The 16,760-nt window shown below is 64.4% G+C and carries 13 protein-coding genes; 8 read left to right on the top strand and 5 right to left on the bottom strand.

The features are described 5' to 3' along the window. The first annotated feature begins 74 nt into the window (after nt 1-74). The 4 genes from adk to V3388_RS08500 all read left to right on the top strand — a co-directional run bounded on the left by adk (nt 75) and on the right by V3388_RS08500 (nt 2,826). Nucleotides 75-728 carry an adenylate kinase gene (gene adk, locus V3388_RS08515; protein ID WP_336367100.1) on the top strand — a complete coding sequence of 218 codons (654 nt, stop codon included), beginning with the start codon at nt 75-77 and terminating at the stop codon, nt 726-728. Nucleotides 729-738: 10 nt separating this feature from the next. Continuing rightward, a complete protein-coding gene (gene tsaB, locus V3388_RS08510) occupies nt 739-1,455 on the top strand; it encodes a tRNA (adenosine(37)-N6)-threonylcarbamoyltransferase complex dimerization subunit type 1 TsaB (RefSeq protein ID WP_336367099.1) in 717 nt (238 codons plus the stop codon). 112 nt (nt 1,456-1,567) lie between these two features. Then, nucleotides 1,568-1,933 (top strand): UDP pyrophosphate phosphatase, encoded by a 366-nt coding sequence (locus tag V3388_RS08505; RefSeq protein ID WP_336367098.1) that lies wholly within the window; start codon nt 1,568-1,570, stop codon nt 1,931-1,933. Further along, complete coding sequence (locus tag V3388_RS08500; protein WP_336367097.1) at nt 1,933-2,826, top strand: class I SAM-dependent methyltransferase; 894 nt, start codon at nt 1,933-1,935, stop codon at nt 2,824-2,826. Before V3388_RS08505 ends, V3388_RS08500 begins: the two co-directional genes overlap by 1 nt. Nucleotides 2,827-2,867: 41 nt before the next feature. Here V3388_RS08500 and plsB read toward each other — a convergent pair whose 3' ends face one another. Continuing rightward, nucleotides 2,868-5,339: a glycerol-3-phosphate 1-O-acyltransferase PlsB gene (plsB, locus tag V3388_RS08495; protein WP_336367096.1), complete on the bottom strand. Its 2,472-nt coding sequence runs from the start codon at nt 5,337-5,339 to the stop codon at nt 2,868-2,870. A gap of 157 nt (nt 5,340-5,496) precedes the next feature. Between plsB and nudC the strand changes: the two genes are divergently transcribed. Together nudC and murI are read left to right on the top strand one after the other, a co-directional pair. Then, a complete protein-coding gene (gene nudC / locus V3388_RS08490) occupies nt 5,497-6,315 on the top strand; it encodes an NAD(+) diphosphatase (protein ID WP_336367095.1) in 819 nt (272 codons plus the stop codon). After that, entirely contained in the window at nt 6,308-7,174 is an 867-nt protein-coding gene (gene murI, locus V3388_RS08485) for a glutamate racemase (protein WP_336367094.1), read from the top strand. The genes nudC and murI overlap by 8 nt, the downstream gene beginning before the upstream one ends. Here the strand turns inward: murI and V3388_RS08480 are convergent. The 4 genes from V3388_RS08480 to V3388_RS08465 all read right to left on the bottom strand — a co-directional run bounded on the left by V3388_RS08480 (nt 7,152) and on the right by V3388_RS08465 (nt 13,253). Then, nucleotides 7,152-8,159, bottom strand: coding sequence for a DUF2156 domain-containing protein (locus V3388_RS08480; RefSeq protein WP_336367093.1), 1,008 nt, complete (start codon nt 8,157-8,159; stop codon nt 7,152-7,154). The two genes, murI and V3388_RS08480, sit on opposite strands and share 23 nt — an antisense overlap. 28 nt (nt 8,160-8,187) lie before the next feature. Next, a complete protein-coding gene (locus tag V3388_RS08475) occupies nt 8,188-8,841 on the bottom strand; it encodes a class I SAM-dependent methyltransferase (RefSeq protein WP_336367092.1) in 654 nt (217 codons plus the stop codon). A 224-nt stretch (nt 8,842-9,065) separates the two neighbouring features. Continuing rightward, on the bottom strand, nt 9,066-11,240 hold the full coding sequence (locus tag V3388_RS08470; protein WP_336367091.1) for an EAL domain-containing response regulator: 2,175 nt from the start codon (nt 11,238-11,240) through the stop codon (nt 9,066-9,068). Between the two features lie 24 nt (nt 11,241-11,264). Beyond that, a complete protein-coding gene (locus tag V3388_RS08465; RefSeq protein WP_336367090.1) occupies nt 11,265-13,253 on the bottom strand; it encodes an HDOD domain-containing protein in 1,989 nt (662 codons plus the stop codon). Between the two features lie 161 nt (nt 13,254-13,414). Between V3388_RS08465 and V3388_RS08460 the strand changes: the two genes are divergently transcribed. Together V3388_RS08460 and V3388_RS08455 are read left to right on the top strand one after the other, a co-directional pair. Continuing rightward, nucleotides 13,415-14,752 carry an AAA family ATPase gene (locus V3388_RS08460; protein WP_336367089.1) on the top strand — a complete coding sequence of 446 codons (1,338 nt, stop codon included), beginning with the start codon at nt 13,415-13,417 and terminating at the stop codon, nt 14,750-14,752. A gap of 224 nt (nt 14,753-14,976) precedes the next feature. Continuing rightward, the gene (locus V3388_RS08455; protein ID WP_336367088.1) at nt 14,977-16,515 is read left to right on the top strand and encodes a fatty acyl-CoA reductase; all 1,539 of its coding nucleotides are present in this window, start codon (nt 14,977-14,979) and stop codon (nt 16,513-16,515) included. Nucleotides 16,516-16,760: the final 245 nt, after the last annotated feature.

The raw sequence follows: 16,760 nt of genomic DNA, 5'->3' as shown, positions 1-16,760 counted from the left end.
GAGAGGTTGCCGCAAAAGCATCGGTTTTTGCCGCAGTTTTTCAAACGATAATGACGACAACGGGAGCACAACGTATGCGAATCATCATGTTAGGCGCGCCAGGCGCGGGTAAGGGGACCCAGGCGCAATTCATCACCGAGCGCTTTGGTATCCCCCAGATCTCCACCGGTGACATGCTCCGTGCTGCCGTAAAGTCCGGCTCTGAGCTGGGTAACCAGGTGAAAGAAGTGATGGCCTCTGGCGGCCTGGTGTCCGACGAGATCATCATCGCCCTGATTGAAGAGCGCATACAGCAACCCGATTGCAGCAACGGCTTTCTGCTGGACGGTTTTCCCCGCACCATTCCCCAGGCCGAGGCTCTGAAAGACCAAGGTATTGCTATCGACTATGTGGTCGAGATTGCGGTGGATGACGAGGAAATCGTCAGCCGGCTGTCTGGCCGTCGTGTCCACGAAGGCAGTGGCCGCATCTATCACGTCAAGTACGATCCCCCCAAAGTGGAAGGCAAGGACGACGAAACCGGCGAACCGCTGGTTCAGCGCGAAGACGACAAGGAAGCCACCGTGCGCAAGCGCCTGAGCATCTACCACGAGCAGACCGAGCCGCTGGTTGGCTTCTACCGCGATTGGGCCAGCGCAGATCCGGATGCGGCGCCGGCGTATGTGCGGGTTGAGGGTGTCGGGTCCCTGGACAGCATCCGCGACCAGATTCTCAGCAAACTGAAGTAAGCGGTCACTCTTGAAACTCCTGGCACTGGATACCTCCTCCGAAGGCTGTTCCGCCGCCCTGCGGCTGGATGGCGCGGTCACCGAGCGTTTCGAGCGGGCGCCCCGCGGCCATACACGGCTGCTGATGCCGATGGTGCGCAGCCTGCTGGATGAGCAGGGGATGGCGCCGTCCGATCTGGACGCGCTGGCGTTTGCCTGTGGCCCCGGGTCGTTCACCGGCGTTCGCATTGCCACCGGTGTGGTACAGGGGCTGGCCTGGGGACTGAACCTGCCGGTGGTGCCGGTGTCGTCCCTGGCGGCGGTGGCCCTGGGTGCGGCCCGGTCCCTGTCCCTGGGGGATGGAGACCGTGTCGCGGTAGCGTTCGACGCCCGTATGGGCGAGGTATACTGGGGCTGCTACCGGATCGACCAGGGCCTGCCGGTGTTGCTGGGTGACGAACGGGTGTGCCCGCCGGAGGCGGTCAGCCTGGGCCATTCGGATAACGAGCTGGACGGCACGGTCCGCTGGGTGGCCGCAGGGCCGGGTTGGGCGTTGCAGGCGCAGATGCCGGCGGCCGTCCGGGAGGCGATGTCCGTGACCGAGCCGGATTTGCTGCTGCGGGCGGCTTGGGTGGCCGAGCTGGCCGAGGCGATGGTGCGACAGGGCGGAGGTGTGCCAGCGGAGCAGGCCCAGCCAATGTACCTGCGGGACGAAGTGGCCTGGAAAAAACTGCCTGGGCGGGGCTAGACTGACCGCTCAGGTAAACGCCACCGGCTTCGTCCCGTGGTTGGGTGGCGAGCGTACCTGCACCCGAGAACAATAAGCGTACGACAAGAGAACAGCAGCAGAGACTCCGATCATGATGGCTGGCCTGCCCCCGGGCAATCTTCTTCCTACCCCAAACGGCTCGCCCCAGGCTCGCGGCCGGGTTGACGCCGGCCGGACCAGCGCACCGGATACCTCCAATCCCAACAGCCTGCCCCGGGACGACCTTCGCAACGTCGGGTCCCGCACCGGCCAGCGGGCCAGCGACGAAGCCACGCTGCAACGGCGCGTTGAGGCCCGTCGGGCCGCCGAAGATGCCCGGCTGGAATCGTTTCGCGACGGCGATCTGCCCCTGCCCACCGCCCGTGCACTCTCGACCTTTGCCAACGTGGCCGCCGCGGATGCGGACGGCGACGACGCCCGCACCGGCACGCTCACCGGTATTGATATCCGCGTTTGATGTCGGACGCGCGCCCTTCGCTCCCACGGACCGCTCCGGACGCCACGGCGGTGGCGGTTGCCCGTACCGCGCTCGGCGATGCCCGCGCGGCACGGGAGCTGGCCCAGACGCTTGGCCTGGCGGATCTCGGAACCGTGCAGCCATCTGCTGTTACTCAGGTGCCGTTGTTGCTGCTGTTTGACGAGGTCGGCCTTGGCTTGCAGGTTACGGGCGAGGGCCGGTACGCCGACCGGGCATCGGGCAGGGCAAAGGGCAAGCCTCCTGGAAAGGGCGCGCTGCCGGGGCCCGTTCGCGCCGAGTTTGTGTCCGGTCGTATGGGCTATCGCCGGGAACACGGCGGCGGCGCCGGCCAGCTGGTGGCGCGGGCGGTCGGCCTGCACAAGACCAAAGCGCCGTTGACGGTGGTGGACGCCACCGCCGGGCTCGGCCAGGATGCCTTTGTGCTGGCGGGGTTGGGCTGTCAGGTAACTTTGCTGGAGCGGAACCCGCTGGTGCACGCGGTGCTGGCGGATGGGTTGGCACGTGCGGCGTTGAACGCCGAGTGCGCAGACACGATTGCCCGCATGACCCTGGTTCCCCGGGGCAGCAGCATCGACTGGCTGAGGTCGCAAGCCCCCGGCTCGGTGGATGTGGTCTATCTGGACCCGATGTTTCCTCATCGGGACAAAAGCGCGAGGGTGAAAAAGGAAATGGCCGTGTTCCGGCAGGTGGTCGGCGACGACGACGACGCCGTCGCCCTGCTGGAAGCGGCGCTGGCGGCGGCCCGGTATCGGGTGGTGGTCAAGCGGCCCCGCAAGGCGCCGGCCATCGAGGGCCCGGAGCCGGCCACGCGCCTGGAAGGCAAGAGTAGCCGCTACGATCTTTACCCTCTCAGGGCCCTTCCGCCGGCCTGAATCGGCCGTTTACCCCGTCACTTGAGCCGTCACCGGCGCCCTCAGGCGCCCATCATGGTGACCTGCTGGATGACCTGGCGCTTCTCCACGCTAAGCACCAGCCGGGCGTCCTCGGCCACCTCATCCAGGCCCTCGCCGTAATGAATCAGGCCCTCGCCGTCGATCTGGATAACGTCCTGCCGGCGCAAGGTGTCGATGAAGTTACGGAACAGGCTCTTGTCGAAGAACTCCGGCGCGTTCAGCCCGAACAGGATGGACATCCGCTCCGCCAGCAGGGTGCTTTGCTCTTCGAGCTCCTTGGCGGACAGCTTGCCCGAGCCGTATTTCCGCAGAATCGCCAGGGCGATGTGGTAACGCTCAAGCGTCTGGATGATGAACCGGGACAGCACCCGCAGCCGGAGCATGGCATCGGTGCCTTCCTCCGGCCGGCCGATGCGCCCGTCGTCCAGGGCAATCAGCAGCCCCTGCTGGATCATCACGTCAATCCACTGCTCGATGACGCCTTCCACCGACGCTTCCGGGAAGCGCAGGAACAGCTCCGACTGCAGGTAGGGGTAAGCGACGCTGGCGAGAAACACGATCTTGTCCCGGCGCAGGCTGTCCTTGTTCTCGAACAGGCTGGCAATCAGCGAGGGCAGGGCAAACAGGTGCTGGATGTTGTTGCGGTAATAGGTCATCAGGATGGCGTTGCTGCCTTCCAGGCCGATGATGTCCCCGAGGGTCTGGGGCTGCCGGGTCACCAGGCCCATGGTTTCACAGTAGGTCACCCAGTCTTTGCCAGAGCCTTCGGGCAAGGTCACCGTGCCGGCGTACGGGTAGGCCTGCAGCAGCGCGGCAAAATCGTCCATCAGGCGAATCAGCTGGCGCTCGTCCATGGCAAGGCGTTCGGTACCCAGCAGCACGGTGGCGGTCATGCCGATGGGATTGACCGCCACCGCCCCGTTGATGTGGGTGGCCACTTTCATGGCGAGGGCGTCCACCGCCTCGCCCAGCCACTCCGGCCGGTATTCGGCGTCGTAGGCTTCGTCCCGCCAGCTGTCGCGGACCCCGTCCAGCACGTCCGCCAGGGGGATTGCCTCACCAAAGTTGAGGGACACCCGGCCGAACGAGTTGGTCAGTTTGCGGGCGGTTTTGGCCAGCCCGAACACGCTCTCTTTCTGCTTTTTCTTGCCTCGCAGCTCGCCCAGGTAGGAGCGGCCTTCCATTACCTTTTCATAGCCGATGTACACCGGCACGAACACGATGGGCTTGCGGTGGTCCCGCAGGAAGCTGCGCACGGTCATTGAGAGCATGCCGGGTCTGGGCCTGAGCATCCGGCCGGTGCGGCTGCGGCCGCCCTCCACGAAGTATTCCACCGAGTAGCCCCGGGAAAACATCACGTGCATGTATTCGTTGAACACGGTGGCGTACAGCGGGTTGTCCCGGAACGACCGGCGCATGAAGAAGGCGCCGCCCCGGCGCAGGATCGGGCCGACAATGGGCATGTTCAGGTTGATGCCCGCGGCAATGTGGGGCGGCATCAGGCCGTTCTTGTACAGCACGTAGGACAGCAGCAGGTAATCAATGTGGGAGCGGTGGCAGGGCACGTAGACCACGGCGCTGTCCTGGGCCACTTCCTTGACCACCCGGATGTTGTTGACGGCGATGCCCTTGTAGATGCGGTTCCACAGCCAGGACAGCACAACCTCCAGGAACCGGATGGTGACAATGGACATGCTGGCGGCGATTTCATCGGCGTACTTGTAGGCCCGCGCCCGAACCTTCTCGGGGGCCAGGTCCTCGGCCGCGGCGGTTTCACGGATCGCTTCTTTGACTGCCTGGGTGCGTACCAGGCCCTCCACCAGGGTGCGCCGGTGAGACAGGTCCGGCCCGAGCACGGCTTGGCGTACCCGGCGGAAGTGGGTGCGCAGCAGGCGTGCCAGCTTGCGGTTGGCCCGGTCTTCGCTGTGGCGGTACTCGTCGATCACCTGGCGCAGCGACAGCGGCTGGTTGAACTGAACGTAGGTGTTGCGCCCGTGAAGCAGGATGATCAGGAACTTTTGCAGTCGGCCGGCCACGGACCAGGTGTCCGAGAGCAGCAGCTTGACCAGGGATTTTTCCTTGTCCGGAGACCGGCCCCAGAACAACGATACCGGTACAATCTGCACGTCCTGCTCCGGGTGTTCGAGGCCGAAGCGTACCAGCGCCTTGAATTCGTTGGTGGGCACCGGCGTCTGCCGGCCGCCCCGGAATAGGCCACCGATGCGGCGGTACAGGAAAAAGAACGAGTGAGCGGGGCCGTTTTTCACCGGCAGGGACTGGTCCGCACCAGGCAGGCCGGCCCGGATCACTTCCTGCTCCAGCACCAGCCGGCTGGAGAGAGAGCTGTACTGGAGTACGTAGCAGACGGGTTTGTCCGGGTTCAGCCCCAGGGCTTCGGCGGTGTTGCCGCTGACGTCGGTCCGGACCCAGAGAAACAGGATCTTTCGGAATAATGCCAGTATCAGGCTGCGAAAGCCCCGGTAAAGTCGCATGTTCGGTCGCTCCGGTGACACAAAAAACAGGCGCCCAGTTTACTTGGTTGGGCCGGGGCCGGAAAGCGCGGGCGGCATTCTTGGCACCGGCGGCAATGTGGTACATTCTCTGGCATTGAATCACTCCCGTTCCATCGATTTGCCGAGGATGCCTGTGATGATCGAGACCCACTGGACGCCTGGCTGGACCACCCGGCCACCGGAGGCGTCTGACCGCCTGTTGCTGGTGTCTGGCACCGATATCCTCAAGCCGGCTGAAGGCTGGCTGCACCCGCTGTCATCGGCGCAAGGCGTGCTGATGTCAGAGCCGGTCTCACTCGGACAGGTGGGCGGGCAATCGGTTTACGTCGCCTCGGCCAGTGAGGCGCCGGCGGAGGCCGAGGCGGTGAACCTCCGGGAGGCACTGCTGGCGCGGGAGGATGCCCCGGCGGAATTGCTGGGTACCGGCCTGCAGGTGCTCCAGTGGTGGCGGGACCACCGGTTCTGCGGCCGCTGCGGCGCGCCCACCGGTCTGCACGCCCGGGAACGGGCGAAATGGTGCGAGACCTGCCAGATTCCCTGGTACCCGCGTATTGCGCCCTGCGTGATCGTGGTGATCCGCGACGGCGATCGCTACCTGCTGGCCAAGAACGCCCGGGCCCGCCGGCCGTTCTACAGCCTGATTGCCGGCTTCGTGGAGGCGGGAGAGAACCTGGAGTCGGCGGTGGCACGGGAAGTGCTCGAGGAGACCGGGCTGACGGTGGGCAACATTCGCTATCAGGGGTCCCAGCCCTGGCCGTTTCCCCACCAACTGATGATGGGCTTTTTTGCCGATTACCAGGGCGGCACCCTGCGCCTTCAGGAGGATGAGCTGTCTGACGCTGGCTGGTTCCGCCCCGGAGACACGCCGCCGGTCCCCCCCGGCACCACCATTGCCGGCTCCCTGATTCAGGCCATGGAGCGGCGGATTCTCAGCGGTGCGCCCGACGATGAGTGAGGCGGTGGCCACGGTGGTGGGGCGGCCGCCCCGGCTCCTGGTGTTCGATTCCGGTGTCGGCGGGCTGAGCGTGGCCGCCTGCATCCATCGGGCACTGCCCACCGCTCGCTTTGTGTACCTGGCGGACAACGCCGGGTTTCCCTACGGCAATCAGCCGGAATCCGTGGTTCTTGACAGTTGCTGCGGGCTGATCGCCCGGGCTCTGGCGGAGACGCCCTGCGACGCGGTGGTGGTGGCCTGCAACACCGCCAGCACGCTGGTACTGCCCCGGCTGCGGTCCGAGGTGGGTGTGCCGGTGGTGGGTGTGGTGCCGGCCATCAAACCGGCCGCGGCCGTGAGTGAAAATCGCAGGCTGGGCGTGCTGGCGACACCGGCGACCATCCGCCGGCCCTACCTGCAGGATTTGATCCGCCAGTTTGCCGGGGACTGTGAGCTGACCCTGGTAGGTGAGGCGCGCCTGGTTCGCTGGGCGGAGGATAAAGCCCGAGGGCAGGCCGTGCCCGCCGACGACTTGGGTCGCGCGCTGGCGCCGCTGGCGCGGGCCGGCGTGGACACGGTGGTGCTGGGGTGCACCCACTACCCGCTGCTGAAAGCGGAGCTGGCGGCGGCGTTGCCGTCGGTGCGGCACTGGGTGGAATCCGGTGACGCCATTGCCCGACGGGTCGTCCAGTTACTCGGCCCGGGTCGCCCCTCTGCCGGCGACGCGGACCCGGACGAGCCGGTCTCCCGGCTGTTGTTGTCCGGCCCGCTGCCCGATGGCCTGCTGTCGTTCATGGCCGGGCTCGGGCTGGCGGTGACGGAGTGCCGCGCCGAGTGGGGCGGGCTGCCGGCGCCGGTTACAACAGCCGGGTCAGTTTGAACATCGCCAGAAATTCGAGCGCCGGAATTGCTCGTTTGTGGCAACAGTAGGTCTTGAAGTTCTCGCCCCGGAAGCGGGATTTGGTGAACTCCAGTCCTTTGAAGTTATAAAGGAAATTGCCCTTCTCGTAGATCAGGTGCATCAGCCGTTTGAGCAGCCGGCTTTCCTGGGATTCGAGTTTGGCGTCCAGCGACAGGGGGATCAGCCCCAGGTCCAGGTAGGGCACGCCCTCGGCCTTGAAGACGTCCATGGCGTGGGCCATCAGCGTGTAGAAAATGCCTTGGCGGAAATCGGCGTTGGCCCGGGAGATGTTGGGCACGTAGCTGATGATCTCGTTGTTCCGGTAGATCGGATCGAAATAGATAAAACCAACCGCTTTGCCATCCTCATAGGCGTAGAAGTGCCGTTCGTTCTCCCGGTAGTCCATTTCCATGGGCCGGATCAGGAAGCGGATTTCATTGCTCTTGCACTTGCGGGTGCGAATCCAGGCCTCGGAGATTTCCCGGGTGTGATCGTCGCTGAACCGTTCCTTCACCGTGACTCCGGTCTTTTCCGCCTGGTTCAGTGCGGTCCGCAGGATCTGCTTCTTCTTGCCGGAGAGGCTCCAGTTCTGCAGGTCAATGCGGGATTCGCTGCCGAACTGGGTGCCGTAGAGGCCGAAGCGCAGGTGCAGGATGTCCACCACCGTTCGGGAGACCTGGATGTAACAGGCGTTCGGGTAGCGCTGATGGAAGCGCTCGAGGATGACCGGGAAGTTCTCCGGCGCGCAAACCGGATCGGACAGCACGAAGGTGCCGCCCCACTTGCGCATGAACGCGATGTAGCCGATGCCCGGCAGGTCGAAATACTGCATCCCGGGCTGGAGGGTTGAGAACGACTGGGAATGAACCCCGTACTGTTTGAGCAGGGACACCCGCTCGGAAAACCCGAAGTGGCCGCTTTCGAGGCCGAGGGCGTGGTCAAGTGCAAGAATCTGGTCAGCCATGGCGCCGCTCCTGGCAGGGTGGGACGGATCAGGCCTGTTTGCGGCCGAGAATCGACCAGTAACAGTCCATGTTCAGCAGTTTGAAGTGCTTCTTGTCCGTCACCTGCAGGCCGAGACGCTGCATGTGCTCGGGGTAGTTGTAGATCTTGTGGAAGGCGTTGTTCGCCATCAGCCAGAACACGAACACCGCCATGTACCAGTAGAGCTTCTTGAAGGCCCGGGACAGGGGGTTGCCGGTGGGGTAGCAGAAGTCGCCCACCACAATGCGGGCGTCGGCCTTGCCCAGGCGGATCAGGTGCTCCAGCACCCGCACCATCATGTCTTCGTCAAACACGTTCAGGAAGAAGTTGGCGATGACCATGTCGTACTGCTCGAACTCGTCCACTTTCATGATGTCGCTGTGGATGCGGCGAATGGTCAGGTGCGGCGCCTCTTTGGCCTGGGCTTCACCGAATTTGCGCAGCATGGTCTCGGACAGATCCACCACGGTCACGTCGGCACCGAGTTCGGCGGCGCGAATGGCGTCCCGGCCGTGGCCGACGCCGGCAAAGAGAATGCGATCGCCCGGTTGAACGGTTTCGACATCCAGCATGGCCGTCTTGCAGCGGTGAATGTTCTTGCCGCTGTAGAGGTTGCTCAGCAGGTCGTAAACGGGGCCGATGTATTTGTACTTGTCACGCATGTCTCGTCTGCCTGTGTTGTTGTTCGTTGTGTCAGGCAGATTAGGAGAGCGGTGTCGGGAATTATGTGCAGCACTGCGCATTTCCGGATACACAAGGTAACACAACGCTACACTTTGCAAACCCGGTCAAGAATCGTTATTGGAGTGTCGGACAATTGATAATCAATTGGTGGGAGCGAGAGGGATGAGGCGCGCCCGGCTGAAGACACACGAGCGGGGAGTGGTTAGAAGGAGGCGGCTTTTTCCCGTCGGCCGCAGAGCTCCCGGGCAATCTCTTCGGCCGGCCGCGCGGGGCCGTAAAAGAACCCCTGGACCTGGTGGCAACCCAGCCCCCGCAGGTAGTCCAGCTGCTCGTCGGTTTCCACGCCTTCTGCCACGATGTCCAGCTTCAGGCCATGGGCCATCGCAACAATGGCATTGACGATGCAGGCGCCGTCGTCATTGCTGCGAATGGCCTTGACGAAAGACTGGTCGACTTTCAGCGTGTGGATGGGCAGGCGGTGCAGATAATTCAGCGACGAGTAACCCGTGCCGAAATCGTCAATGGCGATACGTACCCCGAGGGTGGCCAGTTCCCGCAGCTTCTGACTGATCTGCTCCAGATCGGACATGATCACGTTCTCGGTGATCTCGATTTCCAGGTTCCGGGCCGGGAACCGATGCGCGTCTACCCGCTGCATGAGGGTCTCCACGAACCGCGGGTGCTCGACCTGGGCGGGAGAGAGGTTCACCGCCAGCCGCAGGTCCGGGTGGCCGGCGCGAATCCACTCGCCGACGTCCTGGCAGGCCTGGTCCAGCACCCGTTCGCTGACCAGACCGATCAGCCGGGTTTCCTCCGCCAGTGGCAGGAAATCCCGGGGGTAAAGCAGGCCACGCTCGGGGTGCTGCCAGCGCACCAGCGCCTCCAGCCCCACAATCCGGTCGGTGGTTGAGCACACCTGGGGTTGGTAGTACACCTTCAACTCGTCCCGCTCCAGGGCCAGGCGCAGATCCCGCTCAAGGTTCAGGCGCTGGGCGCTGTCGATGCTCATGCTGGGGGAGAAGAAGCGGTAGCCGTCCTTGCCCCGGGCCTTGACGTGGTACATGGCGATGTCGGCGTTCTGGATCAGCTGGTCCAGGGATTCGCCGGCTTCCGGGAACAGCGCGATGCCGATGCTCACACCCACGAAGACCTCGTGCTCACCCAACTGGAAGGGCGCGCGCAGGGCGTTGATCAGCTTTCGGGAGATCTGCCGGGCGTCATCGTGGCCGCCAATGGAGGGCAGCAGCAGGGTGAATTCGTCGCCGCCAAAGCGGGACAGGGTGTCGCCCTTGCGAAGGCATTTTTCCAGGCGTTGGGTGACCGCCTGGAGCAGGCGATCGCCCATGGCGTGGCCGAGGGTATCGTTGATGACTTTGAAGCGGTCCAGGTCCAGGAACATCACCGCCAGCTGCTGCTGGCTGCGCCGGGCCTGGGTGATGGCCAGTTCCAGCCGATCCTTGAACAGGGCCCGGTTCGGCAGCCGGGTCAAGAGATCGTGGTAGGCCTGGAAATTGATAAACGCCTCCGCTTCCTTGCGTTCGGTCACGTCCCGAGCGGTGCCGTAGTAGCGGGCCGTGCGGCCGTTGGTGTCGCCGGCAAGCCCGTTTCCCTGGGGCCAGGTCTGCGGATCAATGGGGAAGGCGGTGATTTCAAAATGACGGGTGGCGCGTCGGCTGCCCCGGGTCTTCAGCCGGACTTCCAGCGTTCGGGGGTTATCGGCGGTGATGTTCGGGCCTTTCAGGGCGTAGGTGCCCCGGGCCACGTCCCGGTCATCCAGAATGTTCCGGAAGTGCTGTCCGGTCAGCTCGGCGGGTTGGTACCCGAGCAGGGCCTCAACCTTGCTGTTCACAAAACAGAAGTGGCCGTCCTCATCGAGCATGAACACGATGTCCGGCGAGCTGTTGACAATGTATCGGTGCAGGGCCTCGGATTTTTCCAGGCGCATCTGGATATGCTCGTGATCCCGCAGCAGGTTCTGTTTGCCGACCACGGATTGCACGGTCGCCAGAAGCTCCTCGGGATCGAACGGTTTGCGGATGTAGTCCAGGGCGCCCCGGCGAAGCGCGCGGCTGACCGCGGTAAAAGAGCTCTCGCCGCTCACGACAATGATGCCGCAGTCGGGCTGATGGTCCGCCAGGGCGGCCATGACGCCGAAGCCATCCACCTCTGGCATGCGCAGATCCAGCAGCGCCAGATCAAAGCTCGCGCTCTGAACCAGCTCGCACGCGTGCCGACCGCCGGAGGCTCCGGTCACCCGATAGCCCTCGGCACGGAGCAGGGCACACAGGGTCTCAAGCAGCCGGGGTTCGTCATCCGCCACCAGCAGGTGCGGGATGGCCGTTTCGCGATGGGACAGTATGGCGTCGTCGGGCGTCATGGTACGAGTCCGTGTGTGATCGGGTCAGTCGTCGTTATTGTTCTGTTCTGCCGCCGGTATTAACAAACGGAACCGGGTTCCGCTGTTGCCCGTGCGACAGGCGATGATGCCCTCCATGTCATCCATCAACCGCTTCACAATGCTGAGGCCCAGACCGCTGTGCCCCTCTCCTTTTGTGCTTTTAACCGGTGAAAACAGATGTGCCGCCACCGCGTCCGGCAGCCCTGGACCGGTATCGGAGATTTCGAGCTCCACCCAGGCCCGGCCATGCTGCCACACCGGAGACGACGTCTCGATTGTCACCGCCCCGCCGTCCGACGGCAAGGCTTCGGCCGCATTGCGTACCAGATTCAGCACGATTTGTCGCAACTGGGCACCGCTGGCCCGAATGTCGGTGGGCGTCTGGCAGAGCGTCAGCACCAGCTGACGTTCTCCATCCCTGAACATCGTATCCTCAAGCACCGTCCGCAGACGCTCCAGCTCCCGGTTGATGGACACCGGCCCGGGATCGCTGCTGGCGTCCTCCGGCTGGCTCATCCGCATCAGCAGATGGCCGGCCCGATCCAGTTCCTCCCTGAGCACGTCCAGGTCTTTGCGGGCCTCGGCGTCATCCAGCCGCTTGTGTAGCTGGTGCAGGTACTGGCGGATGATGGTCAGGGGGTTGCTGACCTCGTGAATCTGCCGGCGCAGACTTTCCAGGGCGAGCTCCTGCTCGAGTGTCGGGTCCCCGGTACTGGCGGACTCCCGGTTGCGCTCCTCCCGGGCCGAAGCAATCGCCGTGCCGAGCTGCTGGCAGAACAGCCGGGACAGCGCCAGGGTGGCTTCCGGGTGGGCCGGATCCGTGCCCAGGGCGAACAGCCCCGGGCAGTGCTGGCCCGCCAGAACCGGCACCGCCAGCAGGGACGGCGCCCTCAGCAGGCTCAGTAACTGGCGGTCCAGCACCGTGGCGGTGCGCCCACGCAGCAGCACCGGTTCGCGCTGGTGCAGGGCGTCGGTCAAGACGCTGCCGCCGGGCACCGCGGTGACCGACAGGGCCGGCAGTTCGCCGGCGCTGCCCGAGAGCAGCACCAGGGCGTCGTCGCGGTAACCGAAACACAGGGCCGGGCAGCCCGTGATCAGAGCCAGGCTGCTGACGGTCTCGGCCAGCAGGGCATCGGGACCGGCGCCGGGCGTTGCCAGGGCCAGAGCCTGGCCCGCCATGGCTTGGCGCAGGATGGTCTGTTTTAACTTGAGGGTCGCGCTGTCGCCGTTGTACCGTTCGTCCAGCGTGATGCCCAGTGACGATGCCACCCCGGTAACCTCGTGGTCGATCCGACGGCTGATTTCCCGGGTCAGGGCTTCGTTCAGGCCAAAGATCTGTGATGCAGCGGAGACGCCACTGGCGTCCGATTGTGCGAGCCGGGTGGCCAAGCCCAGTATTTTGACCAGGTGGCTGGCGTCGCGAAGCTCGGTGGGCAGGGCCTGCTGGTAGCGCAGGGCATCTGCGGCCAGAGGGCCCAGGCCCCAGCTCTGGGCCAGGTCGGCGGCCAGGTCTGCGGGGTGTTCCAGGCAGTAATCCCGCGCGGCCTCGTCCCGGGCCCGAAGCGCCATCAGCTCGCCGATGTTGTGGAGCATGCCCAGCAGAAAGGCTTCGTCCGGCTCGGGGTAGGCGGTCAGGGTGGCCAGGGCCCGGGCGGTCAGTGCGGTGGTCAGGGAATGGCGCCAGAAGTCCCGCAGCTGTTGCCACTCTTCGGCGCCGAGCTCGAACAGCAGCTGGCCGAGGGCGACAGTCATCAGCAGGGTGTGGAAGCGCCGGGTGCCCAGGCGCAGGAGGGCCTGGTCAACGGATCGCACCTGGGTCAGCGGGCCGTACAGCGCCGAGTTGGCCAGGGCCAGAATGCGGGCCACCAGGGCCGTGTCGGCGCTGACAATGTCGCTGATCTGGCGATAGCTGGCCTCCTGATGGCAAGCCTCAAGCGCCCGGAGGGTGATTTCCGGTAAGCTCGGTAACTGAAGATCCGTAGCAATGGTCATGGCACGCCGAACCGGTCCGCCGCAGAGCGACATGTCGTCCTTTGTTATAGTTGCAACAGAGTAGACAATAACAGCTCTTTATTAAATAGTTACTGGTGATTTTTTAAGCAAAGCCTTATCCATACTGTGATACGTGTATAAATAATGCGGGTTAAGGATTCATGACGCAGGCAGTACACCACACGCGCACGCTCGCCATCACCGGTGGCAAGGGCGGGGTCGGCAAGACATCGGTGGCCCTCAACCTGGCCCTGAGCCTCGGCAGCCAGGGCCAGCGCGTACTGCTGCTGGATGCGGATATGGATCTGGCCAACGTCAGTATCCTGATGGGCCTGTATCCGCAGCGCACCCTGGCGGATGTGATCCGGGGCGACTGCCGGATCGACGACATCCTGCTGGAGGCGCCGTTCGGCGTACACATTGTGCCCGGGGCGTCCGGGGTTCAGGAATGCCTGGAGATGTCTCCGGCGGAGAGTCTGGGCCTCTTGCGCGCCTTGGGGCGCCTCGAAGCCCGCTACGACTACGTCATCATCGATACCCCGGCGGGGCTGCAGTCAGCGGCACTGCATACCATCGCCTCGGCGGAGCTGGCCTGCGTGGTGGTTACCCCGGATCCGGCTTCCCTGACCGATGCGTTCTCCCTGATCAAAGTGCTGCGCCGCCGTGGCTATCGCCGTCAGCCCAGCATTCTGGTGAACATGGCCCAGGGCGCCAGTCAGGCACGGTCCGTATACCAGCGGCTGGATGCGGCGGCCCGAAAGCATCAGGGCGAGGGGCTGCATTATCTGGGCGCGATCTGGCGGGATGAGACCCTGCGGCAATCGGTGCTGAACCAGCGCCCGGTTGCCCTGTTGCCGGCGTCCGATCCGTCCTGTCGTCAGTTCCACACGCTGGTGGATATGCTTGACGTCCGGCTGTCCCAGCTGCCGCCCCGGAAGGCGGGGCTGGCGGCGTACTGGCACTCGGTAAGCCGTCGGCAGGGTGACCGGCCGGAGTCCGCGCTGGCGGTGCGGCCGGCAACGTCAGAGCCGCCGGCGGCGCCCAGGGATCGAGGCCTGGCGGCGGTGGATCAGTTGGCGGAGGCTCTGGCCCAGTCCCCGGACGACGCCATGCTTCGTTACGAGGCGTTCAACCGGTTTTTTGCACTGCTCGGAGGCACGTTTGACGCCGACGCGCTGGAAATCCTGCAGACCGGCCTGGCGTCCTTACCCTGGGAACAACTGCCGGAAGCGAGCCGTCTCCACTTCGCCCGGCACTTGACGGACCTGGCCGACCAGCGGGTGGTTCCGCCGGCACCCGCCCGTCCCTCAGAGGCGGTGCCGCCGGCGTCCGTCGCTCCAGGGTCTGCCGCCGCTCACGCCCGGGAGGAGCCGGTCTACGATCGCTTCCGCTTTGGTGAACAGGACCGCCTGGTGCGGGTTCTGCGGGAGCAGCCGGCGGACATCTCGCTGGATCAACTGCTCCGCTCCCTGGTCACCCGAGGGCCGGACAACGGCTGAGTGCCGGGGCGGAGCGTCTCGATCGCGAGGGTGTGCGCCCGCCCCGGCCGGGGGTTCAGCGCCGTTTCCCGGCTGTCAGGGTTTGTATCGTAATTTTGCGGTATGTCACCGCGCTGTCACCGAAGCTGTGTAACGATGGGCGCTTTAGCATCCAGCTGGCCCGCATTATGCAACTTCCCCGGTGGGTTCCGGATAACGGTTCAGAATAGAGAAGGAGTTCTGTCATGACACACACCCAAGAGTCCGCCACGAATCCCCGATCATCGGTGCTCGGCACCCTGCGCGGAAAACACGTGTTGATTACCGGCACCACCGGTTTTCTCGGTAAGGTCGTGCTGGAAAAACTCATCCGCACGGTGCCGGACATCGGCGGCATTCACCTGCTGATCCGGGGCAACAAGCGGCACCCGGACGCGCGCGCCCGGTTCCTCGAGGAAATTGTCACCTCGTCCGTCTTCGAGCGGCTTCGGGAGGAAGACAACGACGGCTTCGAGGCGTTCGTCGAACAAAAAGTGCATTGCGTGACCGGTGAGGTCACCGAGCCTTCCTTTGGCCTGGATGCGGGCGAATTTGCCGACCTGGCGCAATCCCTGGATGCGGTGATCAATTCGGCCGCGAGCGTCAACTTCCGGGAAGAACTGGACAAGGCCCTGGCCATCAACACGCTGAGCCTGGATAACGTGGCGGGCCTCGCGGCCTGCAATCCCCGGCTGGCGGTGATTCAGGTCTCCACCTGCTACGTGAATGGCATGAACTCCGGTGATGTGCAGGAAACCATCATCGCCCCGGCCGGCGAACCGGTACCCCGGCACCCGGATGGCCATTATGAAACCGATGCCCTGATCCGGCTGCTGGAAGACAAGATCGCCGATGTACGGGCCCGCTACTCCGGTAAGGTGCTGGAGAAAAAGCTGGTGGAGCTGGGCATCCGCGAGGCCAACCGCTATGGCTGGAGCGACACTTACACGTTCACCAAATGGCTGGGCGAGCAACGGCTGATGGCGCTGCTCAAAGACCGGGCGCTGACCATTCTGCGCCCTTCCATCATCGAAAGCGCCTTGGAAGAGCCAGCGCCGGGCTGGATTGAAGGCGTGAAGGTCGCTGATGCCATTATTCTGGCCTACGCCCGTGAGAAGGTCACCGTTTTCCCAGGCAAGCGCTCCGGCATTATTGATGTGATTCCGGTGGACCTGGTGGCCAACTCAATCATTCTGTCCCTGGCGGAGGCGCTGGCCGAGGCGTCGGACCATCGCGTCTATCAGTGTTGCAGTGGCGGTTCCAATCCGGTGTCACTGGGCCGCTTTATCGATTTGCTGATGGCCGAGGCCAAGGCCAATCACGCCAGCTACGAGCAGTTGTTCTACCGGCGCCCGAGCAAGCCGTTCCTGGCCATCAATCGAAAACTGTTTGATGCCTTGGTGGGCGGTGCACGCATTCCGCTGGGTATTGCCGATCGGCTGCTGAAGCTGGTGGGACACAGTCGGGAGCTCAAGCTGCTGCGCAACCTGGACACGACCCGTTCCCTGGCAACCATATTTGGCTTCTACACCGCGCCGGACTATGTGTTCCAGAACGATCGACTGATGGCGCTCTCCGACCGCATGGGAGAGCTGGACCAGATGCTGTTCCCGGTGGACGCCCGTCGTATCGATTGGTCCATCTACCTGCGCAAGATTCACCTGGCCGGCCTGAACCGATATGCCCTCAAGGAGCGCAAGCTGCACAGCCTGCGCGCCCGAAAGTCCCAGCGTAAGGCGGCCTGACCGCCCGCCGCCCGGCCGCCGGAACCCTTTCCGGTAGCCGGGCCGGTTTCTGCCCGGCGAGATGGTCTACAAATCGCCCACGTTATCGCCCGATCCCTCTGCGTTGCCGTCCGTTTGCCGCCAATAGCGGTCGCTGTAGGACATTCGTCTAATTCATTGCCTGGTGGTTCGCGTGTTGAACTACGAGTAACCGTCCTCAGGGCCTGCGACGCCCGAACGCTCTGTTTCAATAACCGATAACGACA

The sequence above is a fragment of the Marinobacter sp. C2H3 genome (genome assembly GCF_037080155.1).
Taxonomy (GTDB): Bacteria; Pseudomonadota; Gammaproteobacteria; order Pseudomonadales; family Oleiphilaceae; genus Marinobacter.
The sequence above is the reverse complement of the archived record's forward strand: the minus strand, read 5'-3'. Positions and strand labels throughout refer to the sequence as shown.

What these genes read in the sequence shown, in the direction of transcription:
- V3388_RS08465 (WP_336367090.1), bottom strand. Translation starts at nt 13,253, where the DNA reads ATGACCATTGCTACGGATCTTCAGTTACCGAGCTTACCGGAAATCACC.
- V3388_RS08480 (WP_336367093.1), bottom strand. Translation starts at nt 8,159, where the DNA reads ATGGCTGACCAGATTCTTGCACTTGACCACGCCCTCGGCCTCGAAAGC.
- murI (WP_336367094.1), top strand. Translation starts at nt 6,308, where the DNA reads ATGAGTGAGGCGGTGGCCACGGTGGTGGGGCGGCCGCCCCGGCTCCTG.
- nudC (WP_336367095.1), top strand. Translation starts at nt 5,497, where the DNA reads ATGATCGAGACCCACTGGACGCCTGGCTGGACCACCCGGCCACCGGAG.
- V3388_RS08455 (WP_336367088.1), top strand. Translation starts at nt 14,977, where the DNA reads ATGACACACACCCAAGAGTCCGCCACGAATCCCCGATCATCGGTGCTC.
- V3388_RS08470 (WP_336367091.1), bottom strand. Translation starts at nt 11,240, where the DNA reads ATGACGCCCGACGACGCCATACTGTCCCATCGCGAAACGGCCATCCCG.
- V3388_RS08460 (WP_336367089.1), top strand. Translation starts at nt 13,415, where the DNA reads ATGACGCAGGCAGTACACCACACGCGCACGCTCGCCATCACCGGTGGC.
- adk (WP_336367100.1), top strand. Translation starts at nt 75, where the DNA reads ATGCGAATCATCATGTTAGGCGCGCCAGGCGCGGGTAAGGGGACCCAG.
- V3388_RS08505 (WP_336367098.1), top strand. Translation starts at nt 1,568, where the DNA reads ATGATGGCTGGCCTGCCCCCGGGCAATCTTCTTCCTACCCCAAACGGC.
- V3388_RS08475 (WP_336367092.1), bottom strand. Translation starts at nt 8,841, where the DNA reads ATGCGTGACAAGTACAAATACATCGGCCCCGTTTACGACCTGCTGAGC.
- V3388_RS08500 (WP_336367097.1), top strand. Translation starts at nt 1,933, where the DNA reads ATGTCGGACGCGCGCCCTTCGCTCCCACGGACCGCTCCGGACGCCACG.
- plsB (WP_336367096.1), bottom strand. Translation starts at nt 5,339, where the DNA reads ATGCGACTTTACCGGGGCTTTCGCAGCCTGATACTGGCATTATTCCGA.